The sequence below is a fragment of the Streptomyces sp. NPDC056503 genome (assembly GCF_042794995.1).
In the GTDB taxonomy this organism is placed as follows: domain Bacteria; phylum Actinomycetota; class Actinomycetes; order Streptomycetales; family Streptomycetaceae; genus Streptomyces.
In genome coordinates this window covers 1-18563 of the sequence record NZ_JBHTST010000099.1, presented here as the reverse complement: position 1 = coordinate 18563, position 18563 = coordinate 1, and the positions used below count along the sequence as shown (strand labels likewise).

Below are 18563 nucleotides of genomic sequence, written 5' to 3'. Positions count from 1 at the left end.
CGGGGAGGGGAGGAGCGGGGAGGGGGCCGGTGCCGGGCCGGGGCGCTGCGCTACGGTGGCCTTCCATGGCATCGAGCACCGCACTCTGGTCCTTCGCTCTCGTCGTGGGACTCCTCACCCTCACCCCGGGCCTCGACACGGCCCTCATCCTGCGGACGGCCGCGCTCGGCCGCCGCACCCGCGCCTGGGGCGTCGTCCTCGGCATCCAGACCGGCACGCTGATCTGGGGCGCGCTGACCTCGCTGGGCGTGACGGCGCTGCTGACCACCTCGCACCTCGCGTACGAGATCCTCCGCTGGGCGGGCGCCGCCTATCTGCTGTGGATGGCGGGCCGCATGATCGCCGAGACGTTCCGGCGCGACGGCTCGGGCGCGAGCGCGGAGGTGGAGGTCGGCGGCGCCGACACCCTCGCGGGCGGGTGGCGCCAGGGCACCCTCACCAATCTGCTGAACCCCAAGGTCGGCGTCTTCTACGTCGCCGTCCTGCCGCAGTTCATCCCGGCGGAGGCCCCGCACTTCGCGATGGGTCTCGCGCTGACCTCCGTCCACGTCGTCCTCGGCATGATCTGGTCCACGGTCCTGATCGCCTCCGCCACCGCGCTCGGCACCTGGCTGCGCGGGGCGCGGGCGCGGCGGGTCCTGGACCGGGTCACGGGCACGGTGATCGGGGCGTTCGCGGTACGGCTCGCGGTCAGCGACTGACGACGCGCGGGGTCACGTGCGCGGAGTCACCTGTACTGGGCGATCTGGATGAGGTTGCCGCAGGTGTCGTCGAGTACGGCGGTGGTGACCGGACCCATGTCCACGGGGGGCTGCGTGAAGCGGACGCCGAGGGCGGTGAGGCGGGCGTGCTCGGCGTGCACGTCGTCGACGGCGAAGGAGGTCGCGGGGATGCCGTCGGCGACCAGCGCCTCCTTGTAGGGCGGGACGGCGGGGTGGCCGGAGGGCTCCAGGACGAGTTCGGTGCCCTCGGGGTCCTCCGGGGAGACGACGGTGATCCAGCGGTCCTCGCCGATCGGCACGTCGTGCTTGAGCGTGAAGCCCAGCACGTCGGTGTAGAAGCGGAGCGCCTTCTCCTGCTCGTCGACGAAGACGCCGGCCAGGTTGATCCTCACGGGGTGTCCTCCGGGGGTGCGGGGGCGAGCCATCGCGCGACGATGTGCTCGAGCGGGCGGGTGTCGAGGTCGTGGAACTTGTAGCGGCCCTCACGACGGGGCGTGACCAGTCCGGCGGTCTCCAGCACCGCGAGGTGCTGGCTGACCGCCTGCCGGGAGATGGCGAGGCCGTGCCGGGTCGCCAGCCGGGCGCATATCTCGAAGAGCGACTGCCCGTCGCGTTCGGTCAGCTCGTCGAGGATCACCCGGCGCGTCGGGTCGGCCAGCGCCTTGAACAGATCCTCCTCCATGCCGCCACGATAGGCAAGTCACCACTTGCCTATCAAGCGGGGGCGCGCCGCCGGTGTGGTGCCGGGCTCGCCCGTGAGCCCTGTCCCGGTCGTGATCCCCGCCTAAGGTGGTCGCGTACCGGCCCGCCCTGACGAGGGAGAAACCTTTGAGCACGGCCCAGCGGAACGGCGCGACCCCGCCCGCCTCCTCGCACGTCGCCGACCGTCACGAGCTGATCCGCGTGCTCGGCGCGCGCGAGAACAACCTCAAGGACGTCAGCGTCGAGATCCCCAAGCGCCGGCTGACCGTCTTCACCGGGGTCTCCGGCTCCGGCAAGAGCTCGCTGGTCTTCGACACGATCGCCGCGGAGTCCCAGCGGCTGATCAACGAGACGTACAGCGCCTTCGTCCAGGGGTTCATGCCCACCCTCGCACGCCCCGACGTCGACGTGCTCGACGGGCTGACCACCGCGATCATCGTCGACCAGCAGCGGATGGGCTCCGACCCGCGTTCCACCGTCGGCACCGCCACGGACGCGAACGCGATGCTGCGCATCCTCTTCAGCCGGCTCGGCACCCCGCACATCGGCTCCTCGCGGGCCTTCTCCTTCAACGTCCCCTCGGTGAGCGGCGCCGGCGCGGTCACCGTGGAGCGCGGCGGCCGGACGGTGAAGGAGAAGGCGAGCTTCACCATCACCGGCGGCATGTGCCCGCGCTGCGAGGGCCGCGGCCGGGTCTCCGACATCGACCTGGCCGAGCTGTACGACGCCACCAAGTCGCTCGACGAGGGCGCGCTCACCATCCCCGGGTACACGGCGGACAGCTGGTACGGCCGGACGTACCGCCTCTCCGGTCTCCTCGACCCGGCGAAGCCGATCCGGAAGTACACCGAGCGGGAGCTGGACACGCTCCTCTACAAGGAGGCGACCCGCGTCAAGGTCGAGGGCGTCAACGTCACGTACGAGGGCCTGATCCCCAAACTCCAGAAGTCCTTCCTCGCGAAGGACGTCGAGTCGCTCCAGCCGCACATCCGGGCCTTCGTGGAGCGGGCCACGACCACCCAGACCTGCCCGGAGTGCGACGGCACCCGGCTGAACGAGGGCGCCCGCTCCTCGAAGATCGGGGGGATCGGCATCGCGGACGCCTGCGCGATGCAGATCAGCGATCTGGCCGCGTGGGTGCGGGAGTTGGACGATCCCTCGGTGGCGCCGCTGCTGGAGTCGCTGCGGCGCACCCTGGACTCGTTCGTGGAGATCGGGCTCGGCTACCTGGCGCTCGACCGGCCCGCGGGCACCCTGTCCGGCGGCGAGGCGCAGCGGGTGAAGATGATCCGGCACCTCGGGTCCTCGCTCACCGACGTCACCTACGTCTTCGACGAGCCGACGGCCGGTCTGCACCCGCACGACATCCAGCGGATGAACGAACTCCTGCTGCGGCTGCGGGACAAGGGCAACACGGTCCTGGTGGTGGAGCACAAGCCGGAGACGATCGCGATCGCCGACCACGTCGTGGACCTCGGCCCCGGCGCGGGTACCGGCGGCGGCACGATCTCCTACCAGGGGACGCTCGAAGGGCTGCGCGGCAGCGACACCGTGACGGGGCGCCACCTGGACGACCGGGCCTCGGTGAAGGACGCGGTACGGAAGCCGACCGGCGTCCTGCCGATCCGCGGCGCGACCGCGAACAACCTGCGGAAGGTCGACGTCGACCTGCCGCTCGGCGTGCTCGCCGTGGTCACCGGCGTCGCCGGCTCCGGCAAGAGCTCGCTGGTGCACGGCTCGATCCCGGCGGGCGCCGGGGTGATCTCGGTCGACCAGACCCCGATCCGCGGCTCGCGGCGCAGCAACCCCGCGACGTACACCGGGCTGCTCGACCCGATCCGCAAGGCCTTCGCCAAGGCCAACGGCGTCAAGCCGGCGCTGTTCAGCGCCAACTCGGAGGGCGCCTGCCCGACCTGCAACGGCGCCGGCGTCACGTACACCGACCTGGCGATGATGGCGGGCGTGGCCACCACCTGCGAGGAGTGCGAGGGCCGCCGGTTCATGGCCTCGGTCCTGGAGTACGAGCTCGGCGGGCGGGACATCAGCGAGGTCCTGGCGATGTCCGTGTCGGAGGCGGAGGAGTACTTCGGCGCGGGCGAGGCCCGCACGCCGGCGGCGCACCGGATCCTGGAACGGCTCGTGGACGTCGGCCTGGGCTACCTCACCCTGGGCCAGCCGCTCACGACCCTCTCGGGCGGCGAGCGGCAGCGGTTGAAGCTGGCCACGCACATGGGCGACAAGGGCGGTGTGTACGTGCTCGACGAGCCGACCACCGGTCTTCACCTCGCCGACGTGGAGCAGCTGCTCGGGCTGCTCGACCGGCTCGTCGACTCCGGCAAGTCGGTGATCGTGGTCGAGCACCACCAGGCCGTCATGGCGCACGCCGACTGGATCGTCGACCTCGGGCCGGGCGCGGGCCACGACGGCGGGCAGATCGTCTTCGAGGGCACCCCCGCCGACCTGGTCGCCGCCCGCTCGACCCTCACGGGCGAGCACCTGGCGCGGTACGTGGGCGCCTGATCACCGAGGGCCCGTACGGAGGCTCCGTACGGGTGCGTCCGACCACCGAGGCCCGCAGGTGGGTCCGATCAGCGCGGCCCGCACGGGGGCGCCCGATCACCCGTGGCCGGGCGGCGGGCCTCCGAGGACCGTCGACGGCGGCAGGAGGACGGGCGCGGTGGCCGTCGTCACCGCCACCGCCGCCACGGCCGCGCGGTGGGGGTCCGTCCACTCCCGGAGGCGGGGTACGGCCTCCGGGGGCGGCGGGCCCGCCTTGAAGCGGGCCTCCGCGCGGACCCAGGCGCGCAGGAGCGCGGGGCCCGGGTCGGGCCGGGCCAGCGCCTCGCGGAGGTCGGGCTCGGGCAGGACCCGGCGGAGGACCCGGAGGGGTCCGGGCCTGCGGGCCGCGGGTTCCACGTCGACGCCGACCGGGCCCGGCGCGACGGCCGCCGCGACCAGGCCGTCGGCGTGACTGACGCTGACGCCGAGGCCGGGGTACGCGGGAAGGTGCGGGCGGCCGTGGCCGTCCCCGCCGCAGCGGGGGCAGCGCTGGGCGAGGCCGGTCGCGGCGGGCGGGCGGCCGGTGGCGCGGGCGGCGCAGAGGCGGAGCAGGAGCCGCGCGGCCAGGACGTCGTCCGCGCGGGCCGGGACGCGGATCGCGGCGAGCCGGCGGAGTTCCCAGGGGGCCAGGAGGTGCGGCCCGAGGCCGGGCGCGTCCAGGACCTCCCGGGTGGTCGCCAGCACCGCGAAGGCGCCGGGGGTCACGCGGTGGGGGCGAGGAAGCGTTCCCTGACGCGGGCGAGGGTGCGGAAGTCGTCGATGGTGACCTCCTGGAGGTCGATCGACGTGCCGGAGATGTCCTCCAGGAGGTCGATGAACTCCAGGAAGTCCATGGAGTCGATGAGCCGGGCCTCGATGAGGTCCTCGTGGACGTCGACGGGGCCTTCGAGGCCGGGGTTCTTCTCCTGGATCCAGGCGGTGACACGTTCCATGGTGCGGTTCTCCACGTGAGTAGTCTTCGACGGTTCGTCAGGCGGTGGCGGCGCGGAGGCGGTCGAGTGCCCGCTCGGGGCCGCCGTGGGCCTGGAGCATGGCGTGCACCCAGCGCTCGACGCCGAAGGCGACGCAGGCGCTGTAGGCGGGGCCGTGGCTGCCGGCGCGGATGTCGAGGCGCTCGCCGAAGAAGTTGCGGTGGCGGTTGACGGAGGCGATGGCGGTGCCGTCGGGCGCGCTGTACTCGTGCTTGACGGGGTCGAGGGCCATCAGGCGGGCCCGGGAGCCGCCCTTGTCGTAGAAGGGGTCGTCGGCGGTGGCGCGGGTGAGGTCGAGGCCGAGGAGGCCGGCGGTCTCCTGGATGAACTCGCCGCCGCGCTCCAGGTGTTCGAGGGCGCCTTCCTTGGTGCCGAGGTAGACGACCTCGCGCATGTGGAAGCCCCAGAGGCGGCGCAGTCCGTCGTAGTGGGTCTCGTTGCGGAAGCAGCGGCCGGCGGCGGAGAGCCGGAGGCCGTCCTCGCCGACGTCGGCTCCCTCCAGGGAGAGCAGCAGTCCGTAGCAGGTGGCGGACGGCAGGAGGTAGCCGGTGGGTTCGAGGGGACGGTCGCCGGGGGCCTGGCCGGCGGCGAGGAGGTCGTGGGCTTCGGGGCCGAACCGGCCCGCGGAGACGCCGAGATGGGGGAAGTTGCGGAAGTAGTCGAGGCGGGCGAGACCGTCGGCGGCGAGCAGCGGCGGTCCGGTGACCTCGGGGGCGGAGAGCCGGGCGGCGAGTCCGGTGAGGAGCGTGTCGAGGGCGCCCAGCAGAGCGGTGTGCACCGGGTCCAGCGTGATCAGGCCCGGGCCGGGGTTCTTGAGGCCGGTGACGGGCGGGGTCGTGGCGCTGGGTGTGCTCATGGAACCGTTCCCTCTCGGCGTGGGTGGTCGGTCAGGGGCGTCGGTCGCGAGGGGCGGGCCGCGCCCGTCCCTCGTACCGGTGCGGGCGGGGCGGCGGGCAGAGCCCTGCTCGCGGTCGCCGTCGACCGGGGCGCAGCGGTCGGGCCGGGCTCGACTGGTCGGGTCGGCGCCGGCTCTGCGCAAGGGGGACAGTAGGCCAGTCGACCGAGAGTTGTCTAGACCAAAGATCACCCGCCAACAGGCCTTTCGCGGGGTCGATTTCGGGCGGTTGGCCGACACGCGGGGCATACCGGCGGGTCACTTGACACCGGTGATGGTCTACACCAATTCTGTCCCTCGTCCCCCGCGGTCCCTCCACCGTCGCCAGGTCCGCGCCCGTCCCGCCGTGCCCCGCACCCGAGCCCGCACGCCGTCCGACTCCCGCCTGGAGGGACCTGTGACCACGCCATCCGCACCCGCCCCGCGCCGCCCGCGCACCCCCTACCTGCACCGGGCGGCCACCGAACGCCCGTACCTCAGCGACGACGGCGAGTCCTACCTCGCCGCGACGACCCTGCGGGAGCTGAGGAAGACCCGGCCGCTGCGGGTGCTCTCCGAGGCGGACTTCGCGCACTGGCAGACGTACGGCTACGTCATCGTGCGCGAGGCGATTCCGGCCGAGGCCGCCCGCCGGCTCCTCGACTTCGCCTGGGACTTCCAGGGGCTCGACCCCGAACGGCCGGAAAGCTGGTACGAGGACCGGCCGTTCCGCTCCGAACTGGACCAGCAGCTGCACATCTACGGCTTCGTCGAGGCGTACCACCACCAGCTGCTCTGGGACAGCCGCCAGTCCCAGCGGGTCTACGACGCCTTCGTCGACGTCTGGGACTGCGAGGAGCTCTGGGTCACCCTCGACCGGCTCAACCTCAACCCGCCCAACGTCCGCAACCGCGACCGCTCCCTCATCGAACCCACCGACCGGGGCTTCGACATCGAGCTGCACTGGGACATCGACACCACCCTCGGGGTACCGCCGCAGCGCGTCCAGGGCATCATCGCGCTCAACGACACCGCCCCCGAGACCGGCGGCTTCCAGTGCGACCCCGAGCTGTTCCGCCGCTTCGAGGAGTGGAAGCTCGCCCAGCCCGAGGGCCGCGACCCGATCCGCCCGGACGTGGACCGCGCCGAGTACCCCGTCGTCCGCCCCGACCTGCACCCCGGCGACCTGCTGATCTGGAACGGCCTGCTCGCCCACGGGGTGGCCCGCAACGCCTCCGCTAACGGGGTCCGCGCCGTCCAGTACCTGTCGATGATGCCCGCCCTGGAGGAGCACGCGAAGCTGCGCCGCTCCCGCGTCGAGTCCTGGCGCCACCTGCGCACCCCGCGCTGGAACCGCACCCTCGTCGGCGATCCCGTCCTGCACGAGTCCAAGCGCTACCCGACCGCCGAACTCACCCCTCTCGGCGCCCGGTTGCTCGGCCTCGCCTCCTGGCACGAGAAGGCCGGGGAAGCCGCCGACGAGCCCGGCCGCACGGCCGCACCGACCGGGGAGCCCGCGTGCGCCGCGTCTGCCTGACCCTCCCCACCAACCGCGCCTGCACGGCCACGATCGCGGCGGTCGCCGAGGAAGCGGCCTACGGCGCACGGGAGTTCGGCGTCGAGGTACACCTGCTGATCCTCGACTCGTCGCCGCCCGCCGACCTCGCCGACCACCGGAAGGCGGTCGCCGCCCTGCCGGCCGCACCGGGCGTCGTCGTCCACCACCTCGACGAGGACCGGCAGCGCGTCTTCCTCGGAGAGGTCGTCGCGGCGACCGGGCTCACCGAAGCGGACCGGCTGCTCGACCTGATGCTCCCGGCCGGGGTGTCGTACGGCGCCTGCACCAACCGCGCCTTCCTGCTGGCCGAGGCGCTCGGCTGCGCCTCGGTGCACCGCCGCGACTCCGACAGCCGCTACCAACACCTCGACGGCGAACCGGTCTTCCCGATCCACCACGAACTCGCCGCCCTCGGACGGCGGGCCGCGGACGTGGCGGGCTCGGTCGACCGCAGCCGGCTCGACCCGCGCTGCGCCGACCGGACCGTCGCCCTCGCCGGGGCCTCCTTCATCGGCGAACCCTCCGTGGACGTCGCCGGGATCCGCGCCCTCGACCCCGAGGCGTACCGCGAGATCGTCGGCCTGTCCGTACCCTCCGGCTATCCGGAGATCTGGCGCCGGAACCTGATCGACGAGGCCTTCCGGGGCGCCGGCACCGCCCCGTTCGACACCGACCGGACCACGCTGACCCTGGTCGGCCCCACCCGGGTCGACATGTGCAACGTCGCACTCGGGCGGGAGGTCTACGGCCGGGTCCCGCTGCCGCCCGCCACCGACACCATCGGCACCGACTACTTCCTCCTGCACCTGGTCCACGCCGCCCGGCTGCCCGGCGTCCTGCACAACCGGCACATCGTCAACTACTACACGGGCGAACGCCGTTCGGACGCGGGCTTCCTCGCCTACCAGCTCCGCTTCGCCAAGTACCTGCTCGCCTCCGCCCACCTCGAAGCGGTGTACACGGGCCTCGCGGCGGCCGGCGACACGCTCCTCGACCCCACGGGGAAGGTGCGGCCCTCCGCCGTCGCCGCCCTCGCCCGCGAGAGCACCCTGCTCGACCCGGCCGGCAACGAGGCCCGGCTCGACGTCCTCGACCGCCGCTACCGCTCCCTCGGCGGCCGGTACGCGACCGCCGCCGGCCTCTTCGCCGAGCGGCGCCGACGGCTCCTCGCCGAGGCCCGCTCCGACATGGAGGACTTCGCCCTGCTCGTCGACGCCTGGGCCGCCCTGACCGCGCACGCGAAAGGCACCGCCGTGAACCACCACCCGACGCCCGGGACCTCGCCCGCCCCGGCCGTGACGCCATGACGGCCACCCCCGCCGCCGGTGTCACCTCGGCCCGCACGCTCACCGTGCGCCACGCCGGCGGCGGTGCGCGCCGGGGCCCCGTCACCATGGGCCAGGCCAACATGATCCGCTGCATCCTGCGGGACGAACCCGCCGCCATCAACATCCACGACGTGTGGCCGGTCCCCGACGGCACCGGGATGGACCGCGCCCTCGACGCGCTCGCGGAACTCGCCACACGCCACGAGGCCCTGCGCACCACCTTCCCCCACCAGGCGGAGGGCGGCGCCGCCCCCGCCGAGCAGGTGGTGGCCCCCGACGGCTCGTTCACCGTCACCGTCCTCGACCACGACGAACTCCCCGAGGACACCGACGGCTACGCCGAGGCGGTGGCCCGCGCCGCCCGCGACACCCGCTTCCGCCTCGACCTCGACTTCCCGCTGCGGCTGCGGATCATCGCCCGGGCCGGACGGCCCGTCCGCGTCGCCCTCGCCGCCAGCCACGCCGTGACCGACGGCAGCGCCCTCGGCGTCCTCCGGGACGAATGGCTCGCCCTCCTGGCCGGCGAGTCGCTGCCACCGGTCACCGCGCTCACCCCGCTGGACCTCGCCGCCGAGGAGCACAGCCCGGCCGGACGGCGCAAGTCGGCGGCCTGCCTGGCCCATTGGGAACACGTCCTGCGCACCGGACCGCAGGCGATGTTCGCCGAGGACGGCGCCACCGGAACCGAGACCGACACCCCGGGGCTCACCCTCCGTTCGGCGCGCGGCGCCCGCGCCCTGGCCGCCGCCGCCCGGCGTACCGGCGCCCTCCCCGGCACCGTGCTGCTCACCGCCTGGTGCGTGCTCACCGCCCACCGGGCCGGCCAGTCCGTCTGCGTCGCCGCGGTGCCCACCTCGAACCGCTTCCTGCCGAAGCTGGCCCGCTCGGTGAGCACCCTCTCCCAGGACGCCCTCCTCTCCCTCGACGTGCGCGCGCCGTCCTTCGACGCGCTGCTCGCCAAGGCGTGGGGCGCGGCGATGAACGCCTACCGCCACAGCCGCTTCGACGCGCTCGACCTGTGGGAGCTGATCGGCCGGGTCACCACCGAGCGGGGCAGCCACTTCGCGCGCGACGCCGTCTTCAACGACATCAGCGCCCTGCCCAGCACGCTGGCCGGCGCGGCGGCGCCCGACGAGGACGCCCCCGAGCTCGAACTCGCCTGGGGCGGCGGCCAGTCGCTGCCGACCCGGCTGCTGACCTTCGTGTACGAGACGGAGCCGGTCCTCCGCCTCGCGACCTGGGCCGACCCGGCGCTGTTCCCCCGGCCCGCCGCCGAGGAACTGGTCACCGGTCTGGTACGGCTCCTGGAGGCCGTCGCGGAGTCCGACGTACCGCTGGACGCACCGGGGCCGCTCACCGAGGTGACGGGGGTCCGTCCGGTGGCGCGCGGGCCGGAGTGGACGCGGGTCGACGGCTGCTGGGTCTCCCCCGCCGCCGTCGCCGAGGCCCTCACCGAGGCACTGCGCGGGCGGGCGGTCGAGGTCGTGGTGGAGGAGGGGTCCGCGGCCGACGGGAGCGGCCGGGGGCTGACCGCGTACATCGGGGCGGACGAGCGGACCTGGCCGGACGAGGAATGGACACCCGCCCGGGCGCACACCGCGCTGACGGGTGTCCTGGCGGGCCGTCCCGGCGTGCTGGCCCCGCACCGGTACGTGTTCGTCGAGGGCCCGCCGCGGCAGCCCGCCGCGGCGCAGCGGATTCTCAGGGAAGGGACCGGCCGGAGCCGGGATGCCACATGACCACCGATGAAACCGCCACGGCGCGGGAGCCCGGGCCGCCGTCCAGCCCCTGGCGGTCGCGTCGCTTCCGGCTCTTCTTCACCGCGCGCAGCGCCTCGCTGCTCGCCGACGGCATGCTGATGGTCTCCGTGACCACCTCCGTCCTCGGCGCGGGCTTCGGGGCGACCGGCGTGGGCTACGCGCTCGCCGCCTGGATGGCGCCGATCGTGCTGCTCATCCTCTTCGGCGGCGTGCTCGCCGACCGGTTCACCCCGCAGGTGATGATGGTCGGCGCGGACGCGGTCCGGGTGGTGACGATGCTCGTCATGGCCGCGCTGTTCGCCACGGGCGGGGTGCTGCTCTGGCAGGTCATGGCCCTGATGGCGGTGAGCGGCGCGGCGACCGCGATGTTCCAGCCCGGACTCGCGAGCATCGTCCCCCGGGTCGCCGACGACATCCAGCGCGCCAACGCGCTGCTGCGCATCTCCGAGTCGATGGCCACGCTCATCGGCCCCGGCCTGGCCGGTTTCCTGGTGGCCTACTGGGACCTGGCCGGTTCGTTCGTGGTGATCGCGGTGGCCTACGCCGTCAGCGCCGGCGGGCTGCTGCCGCTGCGGCGGCTCGCCTCGGCGAAGGACGGCGGTGGCGGGGCCGGCGCGGGCGCCGAGGGCGACGGCGACGAGGGCGACGATCCGATGTGGCGGCGGCTCGCCACCGGCTGGCACGAGTTCCGCTCCCGCTCCTGGCTGTGGGGGGTCATCTCGCTGTGGGCGGTGTACGGCCTCTTCGTCTTCGGTCCCTCGCTGCCGCTGGGCGCGGCGCTCCTCACGGAGCAGCACGGTGCCACCGGCTACGGCTGGATCGCCTCGGCCGACGGCCTCGGCACGATCATCGGCGGTCTGCTCGGCATGCGAGTGCGGCCACGTCGGCCGCTGGTGGCGGGCGTGTGCGCGATGTTCTTCTTCGCGCTGAACCCGCTGGCCCCGGCGCTCGGCTGGAACTTCGCCCTCACGGCGGCGACGGGCATGGTGGCGGGCTGCGGCTTCGCCTTCTGGGGCGTGATGTGGGCGACCAGCGTGCAGTCCCACATCCCGCTGGCCGTGCTGAGCCGGGTCTCCGCGTACGACATCGCCGGCTCGATCATGGTGATCCCGCTGGGCCGGGCGCTGGCCGGTCCGGCGGCGGAGTCCTTCGGCGCGGACCGGGTGCTGCTCTTCTCGTCCGCGGTCTCGTTCGTCCTGCTGGCCGCGATGCTCTGCGTCCCGGCCATCCGGGGCCTCGCCCGCCTCGACCGCCCGTCGCCGGACACGGCACCGGCACGCGGCAAGGAACCCGCCGCGGCCGAGGCACGAGGGTGAGAGCTGGGGCGTGGGGCCATGGGGCCTGGGCTGGGCTGGGCTGGGCTGAGCTGAGCTGAGCCTGGGCTGAGCCTGGGCTGGGGCTGGGCCTCGGCTTGAGGCTGGGGCTCAGCCCCAGGCCTGGGGTCCGGGGCCGGGTGCCCGGGGCCTGAGACTCGGGCCTCGTTCCTGGGCACAGGCCTCTGCCCAGGAACGAGGAAGTCGCCGCTGGCCGTCGGGCCCGGCCGGAGCTGTGTCCGGCCGGGCCCGGGCGCGTCACTCCCAGTCGTCCCAGGACGGCTCGGGCTCGTCGTCGCCGAAGAAGAGCGGCTCGTCCTCGGGGGCCGCGGCCGCGGGGCGAGCGGCCGGCACGGAGGCGCGGGCGGCCGGGGTCCGCGCGGCGCCGGCCGAGCGGACGGCCGGCCGGTCCGCCGCCTCGGTGGCCGCACGGGCCGGAGCCGCGGCGGCCTCGGGCGCCGGGACCGCCTCCGGTGCCGGAGCGGCCTCGCCGCCGGCTCCGGCGAACTCGGCGAGGGCCTCCAGGACGCCCTCCCCGTACTTGGTGAGCTTGGCCTCGCCGACGCCCCCGACCGTGCCGAGCTCGGCGACGGTCGTCGGCAGCGTGGTCGCGATCTCGCGCAGCGTCGCGTCGTGGAAGACGACGTACGCGGGCACGCCCTGCTCACGCGCGGTCGCCGCCCGCCAGGCACGCAGGGCCTCGAAGACGGGCAGGGCCGCGGCGGGCAGGTCGACGGGGACGCGGGACTTGCCGGACCGGCCGCCGCTCTCCTTGCGGGGCGCCGCGGCCTTCGCCGCCTCCTTGCGCATCGGGACCTGGCGCCGGCCGCCGAGGACGTCGCCGCTGGCCTCGGTGAGGACGAGGGTGCCGTAGTCGCCCTCCACGGCGACCAGCCCCTGGGCGAGGAGCTGGCGGACCACGCCCCGCCACTCGGGCGTGCCGAGGTCGGCGCCGATGCCGAAGACGGAGAGGCCGTCGTGGTCGAACTGGATGACCTTGGCGGTCTTCTTGCCCTGGAGGATGTCGATGATCTGGCCGGCGCCGAACTTCTGGCGCCGCTCGCGGGCCAGCCGCCACACCGTGGAGAGCAGCTTCTGCGCGGCGACCGTGCCGTCCCAGGACTCCGCGGGGGTCAGACAGGTGTCGCAGTTCCCGCAGGGCCCCGACTTCTGTCCGAAGTAGGCGAGCAGCCGGACGCGCCGGCACTCGACGGTCTCGCAGAGGGCGAGCATGGCGTCGAGGTGGGCGGCGAGGGCGCGCCGGTGGTTCTCGTCGCCCTCGGAGCCGTCGATCATCTTGCGCTGCTGGACGACGTCCTGGAGGCCGTACGCGAGCCAGGCCGTGGCGGGCTCGCCGTCGCGGCCGGCGCGGCCGGTCTCCTGGTAGTAGCCCTCGACGGACTTGGGCAGGTCGAGGTGGGCGACGAAGCGGACGTCGGGCTTGTCGATGCCCATGCCGAAGGCGATGGTCGCGACGACCACGACGCCGTCCTCGCGGAGGAACCGCGCCTGGTTGGCGGCGCGCGACGCGGCGTCCATGCCCGCGTGGTACGGGATGGCGTCGACGCCGTGCTCGGCGAGGAAGGCGGCGGTCTTCTCCACGGAGGAACGCGACAGGCAGTAGACGACGCCCGCGTCCCCCGCGTGCTCGGTGCGGATGAGGTCGAGGAGCTGCCGGGTCGGGTTGTTCTTGGCGGCGATCCGGTACTGGATGTTGGGCCGGTCGAAGCTGGCGACGAAGTGCCGGGCCTCGTCCAGGCCGAGGCGGGTGGCGATCTCGCCGTGGGTGGCCTCGGTGGCCGTCGCGGTCAGCGCGATCCGGGGCACCTTGGGCCAGCGCTCGTGGAGCATGGAGAGCGCGAGGTAGTCGGGGCGGAAGTCGTGGCCCCACTGGGAGACGCAGTGCGCCTCGTCGATCGCGAAGACGGAGACCGTGCCCCGGTCGAGCAGCCGCTGCGCGCCCTCGGTGCGGAGCCGCTCGGGGGCGAGGTAGAGGAGGTCGAGCTCGCCGGCGAGGAAGGCCTGCTCGACGGTCTGCCGCTCGTACGGGTCCTGGGTCGAGTTGAGGAAGCCCGCGCGGACGCCGAGCGCGTTCAGCGCGTCCACCTGGTCCTGCATGAGCGCGATCAGCGGCGAGACCACCACGCCCGTGCCGGGCCGCACCAGCGCCGGGATCTGGTAGCACAGCGACTTGCCGCCACCGGTCGGCATGAGCACGAGGGCGTCGCCGCCGGCCACGACGTGCTCGATGATCTCCTGCTGCTCGCCCCGGAAGGAGCTGTAGCCGAAGACCCGGTGGAGCACCTCCAGGGCGTCGGAGGAACCGCCGGGGCTCGGCGGGGAGGAGGCGTCGGAGGAAGCGTCGATGAGGGCCACCCGAAAAGCCTATCCGCCCGCGCCCCCTCCCCCGGGCCGCCCGCCGGACCTGTGGACAACCTCCCGGGCGGCTCCGGAAGCGAACCTCCTGTGGAAGCCCCTCCCGCCGGCCTGCCGCTGGAGGACCCCCCGTCTCCCGCTTCGTCCGACGCTCGGCAGCGGTGCGCGGTGCGGGAGCCACGCGGGCGCGCGGGCGCACGAGCGCATGGGCGCACGGGCCGTACCGTCCCGCCTCGCACCCGGCGGTGGGCCGTGCCCCCTAGGCGTCGACCGCGGGCGAGCCGTCGGTCTCGCGCGCGAGGAGCTCCAGGAGCCCGGCGATCTCGTGCCCGGCTTCGGCGGGGTGCCGGAACGGGGCGTCGGCGTTCACGCGGTAGCGGTTGCGGCGACCGTCGTCGGCCCGGGACCGGGTGAGGTATCCGGCCTCCTCCAGATCGGCGACGATCGCCTGGACGGTGCGCTCGGTGATCCCACAGCGCGCGGCCACGTCCCGGAGCCGGATTTCGGGGTCGCGGGCGATCACGAGCAGGACGCGGGCGTGGTTGGTGAGGAAGGTCCAGCCCACCGAGCTGGCTCCGTTGAGTCCCATGGACAGCTTCTGCCCCTCTCCCCCTCCCACCATGTGAAACGCCTTTCATGTAAATACTGGCGCATATATCCGCAAGATGGACACTCGGGTCAAGAGGCAGTCCGCCGACCGGAGGACATCATGGGCCTCGCACTCGCCCACCCGGCCCACGCCGTCCTCGTCGGCGCAGGCCTCGGCCCCGGCAGCGGGGCCGACCACCCGGAGCGACGGCGCGACAGTGAGCGCCGCCCGGCACCCCGACCACCTCATCAGGCCCACCATCGCCGCCCCCGCCACGGATCCCGACGTACACGCCGCGGCCTCGATCACCGGCATCCGCACCGTCCTCGAAGCCGCCCTCGAAGCCGCCCTCGCCGCCGCCCCCGCAGTCGCCCTCACCAGCGTCTTCCTGGACGCGGGGCTCGCCCCGCCCTCCTACCCCGAGGGCTCCCTCCGCGTCACGGCCACCGCCGTCGGGCGCGCACGCGGCGCGGCGAGCGGAAAGGCCTCGGGCAGGGGGTCCCGGGGTACCCGACCCGGGAGGACGCGCTTGGCGCCGAGGCCGACGCGGTAGCGCTCGCGCGCGGCGAAGTCCGCCGACCGCCAGACCGCCGGGCGGCCAACTTCCGCGCACAGGTGGAGGATCTCGTCGTCGCCCGCGCAGACGGCGACATGGGCGCCGTAGGCCCGGTCGGTGGAGTTGAAGAGGAGCAGGTCGAGGGGGCGCGCGACCGCCACGCGGACGGTGCTCCCGGTGTCGTCCCAGAGCTCCGAGGAGCGCAGCTCCGGAGGGTTCAGGCCGAAGTACCGGAGCACCTCGTAACCGAACAACTGGCAGTTGGCGCCCTCGGCGAGGCCCGGGCGGGCGGCCACGGCGGCAGCACCCGGGAAGCGCGAACCGTCGTAGCGAACGGCCCAGAAGTCCGCCGGCAGACGGGAGACGATCGACTCCATCCCGCCATCGTTCCCCACACGGGGAGGATCCGCGCCACGCGGCGGTGCGACGCGAAGGCGAGACGCACGGACGCAGCGCCTGGTGCGGCACGAACGCCGAGAGCACCGAGACCGCCGGGACCACCGAGACCGCCGCATCCGCCGTTCCCCCCGACCCCCGGGGCGGAGCCCTCCCGGCGCGCTTCGAACCCCTTTGCGACCTACTTGCGACCCCCTTGCGACCCCCCTTGCGATCCGCACGCGACCCGCCGACGGAATCCCGAACTCCCTTTGCGTACCCGCCTCCCGGCGCTTGACGCCCGTCGCGTGACGGTGCGACCATCGGGCCCCGATGATTGCGCAAACATCGCATCATCGGACCTTCTTCTCCGATCGTCGAGCCCTGTGGCCCGGCTGTGCCGGCGGCTCCGGCAGAGTCCCCGCCCGGCCGTCGGCCACGTCATGGAGGGCCCCTCCCGCGCCCCGCGCGCCCTCCTGCCCGACCCTCCGCCTTCACGACCGACCAGGAGCACCCCCCATGCGCAACCGCACCACCCGCAGAGCCCTCGGCGCGCTCGTCGTGGTCTCCGTCCTCGCCCTGACCGCCACGGCGTGCGGGTCCGACACCTCCGACGGCGGCACCGGACCGAAGGACGTCGAGGCCGCGCTGGAGAAGGGCGGCAAGGTCACCGTCTGGGCCTGGGAGCCCACCCTGAAGAAGGTCGCGGAGGACTTCGAGAAGAAGTACCCCAACGTCGACGTCGAACTCGTCAACGCCGGAACCGGCGACAAGCAGTACACCGCCCTCCAGAACGCCATCTCCGCCGGATCCGGCGCCCCCGACGTCGCCCAGATCGAGTACTACGCCCTCGGCCAGTTCACCATCGGCAAGTCCGTCGAGGACCTCTCCCCCTACGGCGCCATCCTCCACGGCGGCGACTTCACCACCGGTCCCTGGCATGCCGTACACCAGGACGACGGCATCTTCGCCCTGCCGATGGACTCCGGGCCCATGGCGCTCTTCTACAACAAGAAGGTCTTCGACAAGCACGGCATCAAGGTGCCCACCACATGGGACGAGTACGTGGAGGCCGCCCGGACCCTGCACAAGGCCGACCCGAAGGCCTTCATCACCAACGACACCGGCGACGCCGGTACCGCCACCAGCCTCATCCGGCAGGCCGGGGGCCGTCCCTACCACTCGCGCGGCACGAGCATCGACATCGACTTCGCCGACGAGGGGACGCAGAAGTACGCCGCCACCTGGCAGAAGCTCCTCGACGAGAAGCTCGTCGCCCCCGTCAGCTCCTGGAGCGACGCCTGGTACAAGGGACTCGCCGACGGCTCCATCGCCACCCTCTCCATCGGCGCCTGGATGCCCGCCAACTTCACCTCCGGCGTCGCCTCCGCCTCCGGCGACTGGCGCGTCGCCCCCCTCCCCCAATGGACCAAGGGCGACAAGACCACCGCCGAGAACGGCGGCAGCTCCCTCGCCATCCCCAAGGCCGCCAAGAACAAGGAACTCGCCTACGCCTTCACCGAGTTCGCCACCACCGGCACCGGAGCCACCACCCGCGTCACCGCCGGCGCCTTCCCCGCCACCCGCGCCGACCTCGAATCCAAGGCCTTCCTCGACACCGAATTCCCCTACTTCGGCGGCCAGCAGGCCAACCGCGTCTTCGCCGAATCCGCCGCCAACGTCAGCGCCGACTGGTCCTACCTCCCCTACCAGGTCTACGCCAACTCCATCTTCAACGACACCGTCGGCAAGGCCTACGCCGGCCCCACCAAGCTCACCGACGCCCTCAAGGCCTGGCAGGACGCCAGCGTCAAGTACGGCCAGGACCAGGGCTTCGACGTCAACGAATGAGAGAGAGCATCACCAAGAACCGGCAGCCCGCCGAGGTGCTGCGCGCGATGGTCGCCCGCGCCTACGGCGCCGAAGAGGTCTGCGGCGCGGGCGAGGAGTGGGCCCGCGAGCTGGGTGACGGCTGGTTCAACGTGGCCTACCGGATCCGGCTGCGGTCCGGCGCGCGTTCCGTCCTCAAGATCGCGCCGCCGGCGGACGTCGAGGTCATGACCTACGAACGCGGCGCCATGGCCACCGAACTGGCGGCACTGCGGCTGATCCGGGAGCACACGAAGGTCCCGGTGCCGACGGTCGAGTTCGCCGACCGGAGCCACGAGTTGTGCGACGCCGACTACTTCTTCATGACGTACGTGGACGCGGACAACCTCGACGTCGTCGGCTCCACCCTGACCGGGGCCGAGATCACCGCGTACGACGAGGCGCTCGGCGCGGTCACCCAGGAGCTGAACGGCATCCGGGGCACCGCCTTCGGCCCGCTGACGGGTCCGGGCCATCCCACGTGGCGTGCGGCCTTCCTGCGGATGGTCGAGGAGCTGTTGGGCGACGGCGAGCGGCGCGGCGTCGATCTGCGCCACGGCTACGACGCGGTCCGCTCCGCCGTGGCGGCCCGCGCCGACGCACTGGACGAGGTGACCGAGCCCCGGTTCGTGGAGTGGGACCTGTGGCCCGGCAACTGCATGGTGCGCGGCGGCCGGATCGTGGCGGTCGTCGACCACGAGCGGGCGTTCTTCGGGGATCCGCTGATGGAGTTCGGCTTCGCCGGCGGCGAGTCGGGCGCGTACGGGGACTCCTCCGCCTTCGTCCGCGGGTACGGCCACCGGCCGTTCACCGCCGCCGAGCGCACGCGCCGACGGCTGTACGACCTCCACCTCGCCCTGGTCCAGGTCATCGAGACGGCCTTCCGGGAGTACACCGACACCGGGCGGTACGACTGGGCGTGCGAGCGGCTGCGGGAGAGCCTGGTCCTGCTCGGCGAGGCACCCTCGGGGTGAGCCGGCGGCGCGTGGGGAGGCGGGAGCGGCCGTGGGC

Annotated in this window: 16 protein-coding genes; 8 read left to right on the top strand and 8 right to left on the bottom strand. The window is 73.5% G+C overall.

All coding sequences use genetic code 11. From position 1 onward, the window contains the following. Window positions 1-65: 65 nt before the first annotated feature. Entirely contained in the window at window positions 66-701 is a 636-nt protein-coding gene (locus tag ACFQ8C_RS25870; RefSeq protein ID WP_383461771.1) for a LysE family translocator, read from the top strand. Between the two features lie 26 nt (window positions 702-727). Here the strand turns inward: ACFQ8C_RS25870 and ACFQ8C_RS25865 are convergent, their stop codons facing one another. Beyond that, window positions 728-1114, bottom strand: a complete 387-nt coding sequence (locus ACFQ8C_RS25865) for a VOC family protein (protein ID WP_383461769.1) — start codon at window positions 1112-1114, stop codon at window positions 728-730. Beyond that, complete coding sequence (locus tag ACFQ8C_RS25860) at window positions 1111-1404, bottom strand: ArsR/SmtB family transcription factor (RefSeq protein WP_383461767.1); 294 nt, start codon at window positions 1402-1404, stop codon at window positions 1111-1113. The genes ACFQ8C_RS25865 and ACFQ8C_RS25860 overlap by 4 nt, the downstream gene beginning before the upstream one ends. A 146-nt stretch (window positions 1405-1550) precedes the next feature. Here ACFQ8C_RS25860 and ACFQ8C_RS25855 point away from each other — a divergent pair, with 146 nt between their 5' ends. Then, complete coding sequence (locus ACFQ8C_RS25855) at window positions 1551-3944, top strand: ATP-binding cassette domain-containing protein (protein ID WP_383461765.1); 2394 nt, start codon at window positions 1551-1553, stop codon at window positions 3942-3944. A gap of 96 nt (window positions 3945-4040) precedes the next feature. Here the strand turns inward: ACFQ8C_RS25855 and ACFQ8C_RS25850 are convergent, their stop codons facing one another. The 3 genes from ACFQ8C_RS25850 to ACFQ8C_RS25840 are packed head-to-tail and all read right to left on the bottom strand — an operon-like array spanning window position 4041 to window position 5810. Further along, window positions 4041-4688: a 4'-phosphopantetheinyl transferase family protein gene (locus tag ACFQ8C_RS25850; protein WP_383461763.1), complete on the bottom strand. Its 648-nt coding sequence runs from the start codon at window positions 4686-4688 to the stop codon at window positions 4041-4043. Continuing rightward, window positions 4685-4915, bottom strand: a complete 231-nt coding sequence (locus ACFQ8C_RS25845) for an acyl carrier protein (protein WP_383461761.1) — start codon at window positions 4913-4915, stop codon at window positions 4685-4687. The genes ACFQ8C_RS25850 and ACFQ8C_RS25845 overlap by 4 nt, the downstream gene beginning before the upstream one ends. A 37-nt stretch (window positions 4916-4952) precedes the next feature. Continuing rightward, window positions 4953-5810, bottom strand: coding sequence for a hypothetical protein (locus ACFQ8C_RS25840; protein ID WP_383461759.1), 858 nt, complete (start codon window positions 5808-5810; stop codon window positions 4953-4955). Window positions 5811-6246: 436 nt separating this feature from the next. Here ACFQ8C_RS25840 and ACFQ8C_RS25835 point away from each other — a divergent pair, with 436 nt between their 5' ends. The 4 genes from ACFQ8C_RS25835 to ACFQ8C_RS25820 are packed head-to-tail and all read left to right on the top strand — an operon-like array spanning window position 6247 to window position 11790. After that, window positions 6247-7365, top strand: a complete 1119-nt coding sequence (locus ACFQ8C_RS25835; RefSeq protein ID WP_383461758.1) for a phytanoyl-CoA dioxygenase family protein — start codon at window positions 6247-6249, stop codon at window positions 7363-7365. Continuing rightward, window positions 7347-8693: a DUF6271 family protein gene (locus ACFQ8C_RS25830; protein ID WP_383461756.1), complete on the top strand. Its 1347-nt coding sequence runs from the start codon at window positions 7347-7349 to the stop codon at window positions 8691-8693. Before ACFQ8C_RS25835 ends, ACFQ8C_RS25830 begins: the two co-directional genes overlap by 19 nt. Further along, window positions 8690-10453, top strand: a complete 1764-nt coding sequence (locus ACFQ8C_RS25825; protein WP_383461754.1) for a condensation domain-containing protein — start codon at window positions 8690-8692, stop codon at window positions 10451-10453. The genes ACFQ8C_RS25830 and ACFQ8C_RS25825 overlap by 4 nt, the downstream gene beginning before the upstream one ends. Beyond that, the gene (locus ACFQ8C_RS25820) at window positions 10450-11790 is read left to right on the top strand and encodes an MFS transporter (RefSeq protein WP_383461753.1); all 1341 of its coding nucleotides are present in this window, start codon (window positions 10450-10452) and stop codon (window positions 11788-11790) included. Before ACFQ8C_RS25825 ends, ACFQ8C_RS25820 begins: the two co-directional genes overlap by 4 nt. Window positions 11791-12045: 255 nt before the next feature. Here the strand turns inward: ACFQ8C_RS25820 and recQ are convergent, their stop codons facing one another. The 3 genes from recQ to ACFQ8C_RS25805 form a co-directional block, all read right to left on the bottom strand. Then, window positions 12046-14163, bottom strand: a complete 2118-nt coding sequence (recQ, locus tag ACFQ8C_RS25815; RefSeq protein WP_383461751.1) for a DNA helicase RecQ — start codon at window positions 14161-14163, stop codon at window positions 12046-12048. A 259-nt stretch (window positions 14164-14422) separates the two neighbouring features. Beyond that, window positions 14423-14752, bottom strand: coding sequence for a helix-turn-helix transcriptional regulator (locus tag ACFQ8C_RS25810; RefSeq protein WP_383461750.1), 330 nt, complete (start codon window positions 14750-14752; stop codon window positions 14423-14425). A gap of 414 nt (window positions 14753-15166) precedes the next feature. Next, complete coding sequence (locus tag ACFQ8C_RS25805; protein WP_383461748.1) at window positions 15167-15685, bottom strand: hydrolase; 519 nt, start codon at window positions 15683-15685, stop codon at window positions 15167-15169. Window positions 15686-16202: 517 nt separating this feature from the next. Between ACFQ8C_RS25805 and ACFQ8C_RS25800 the strand changes: the two genes are divergently transcribed. Both ACFQ8C_RS25800 and ACFQ8C_RS25795 read left to right on the top strand, forming a co-directional pair. Next, on the top strand, window positions 16203-17534 hold the full coding sequence (locus ACFQ8C_RS25800; protein ID WP_383461746.1) for an ABC transporter substrate-binding protein: 1332 nt from the start codon (window positions 16203-16205) through the stop codon (window positions 17532-17534). Then, window positions 17531-18526 (top strand): phosphotransferase family protein, encoded by a 996-nt coding sequence (locus tag ACFQ8C_RS25795; protein WP_383461744.1) that lies wholly within the window; start codon window positions 17531-17533, stop codon window positions 18524-18526. The genes ACFQ8C_RS25800 and ACFQ8C_RS25795 overlap by 4 nt, the downstream gene beginning before the upstream one ends. Window positions 18527-18563: the final 37 nt, after the last annotated feature.

Bases quoted from the DNA above. Each gene is read 5' to 3' on its own strand.
- ACFQ8C_RS25870 (WP_383461771.1), top strand. From the start codon at position 66: ATGGCATCGAGCACCGCACTCTGGTCCTTCGCTCTCGTCGTGGGACTC.
- ACFQ8C_RS25860 (WP_383461767.1), bottom strand. From the start codon at position 1,404: ATGGAGGAGGATCTGTTCAAGGCGCTGGCCGACCCGACGCGCCGGGTG.
- ACFQ8C_RS25845 (WP_383461761.1), bottom strand. From the start codon at position 4,915: ATGGAACGTGTCACCGCCTGGATCCAGGAGAAGAACCCCGGCCTCGAA.
- ACFQ8C_RS25840 (WP_383461759.1), bottom strand. From the start codon at position 5,810: ATGAGCACACCCAGCGCCACGACCCCGCCCGTCACCGGCCTCAAGAAC.
- ACFQ8C_RS25825 (WP_383461754.1), top strand. From the start codon at position 8,690: ATGACGGCCACCCCCGCCGCCGGTGTCACCTCGGCCCGCACGCTCACC.
- ACFQ8C_RS25820 (WP_383461753.1), top strand. From the start codon at position 10,450: ATGACCACCGATGAAACCGCCACGGCGCGGGAGCCCGGGCCGCCGTCC.
- ACFQ8C_RS25810 (WP_383461750.1), bottom strand. From the start codon at position 14,752: ATGGGACTCAACGGAGCCAGCTCGGTGGGCTGGACCTTCCTCACCAAC.
- ACFQ8C_RS25805 (WP_383461748.1), bottom strand. From the start codon at position 15,685: ATGGAGTCGATCGTCTCCCGTCTGCCGGCGGACTTCTGGGCCGTTCGC.
- ACFQ8C_RS25800 (WP_383461746.1), top strand. From the start codon at position 16,203: ATGCGCAACCGCACCACCCGCAGAGCCCTCGGCGCGCTCGTCGTGGTC.
- ACFQ8C_RS25795 (WP_383461744.1), top strand. From the start codon at position 17,531: ATGAGAGAGAGCATCACCAAGAACCGGCAGCCCGCCGAGGTGCTGCGC.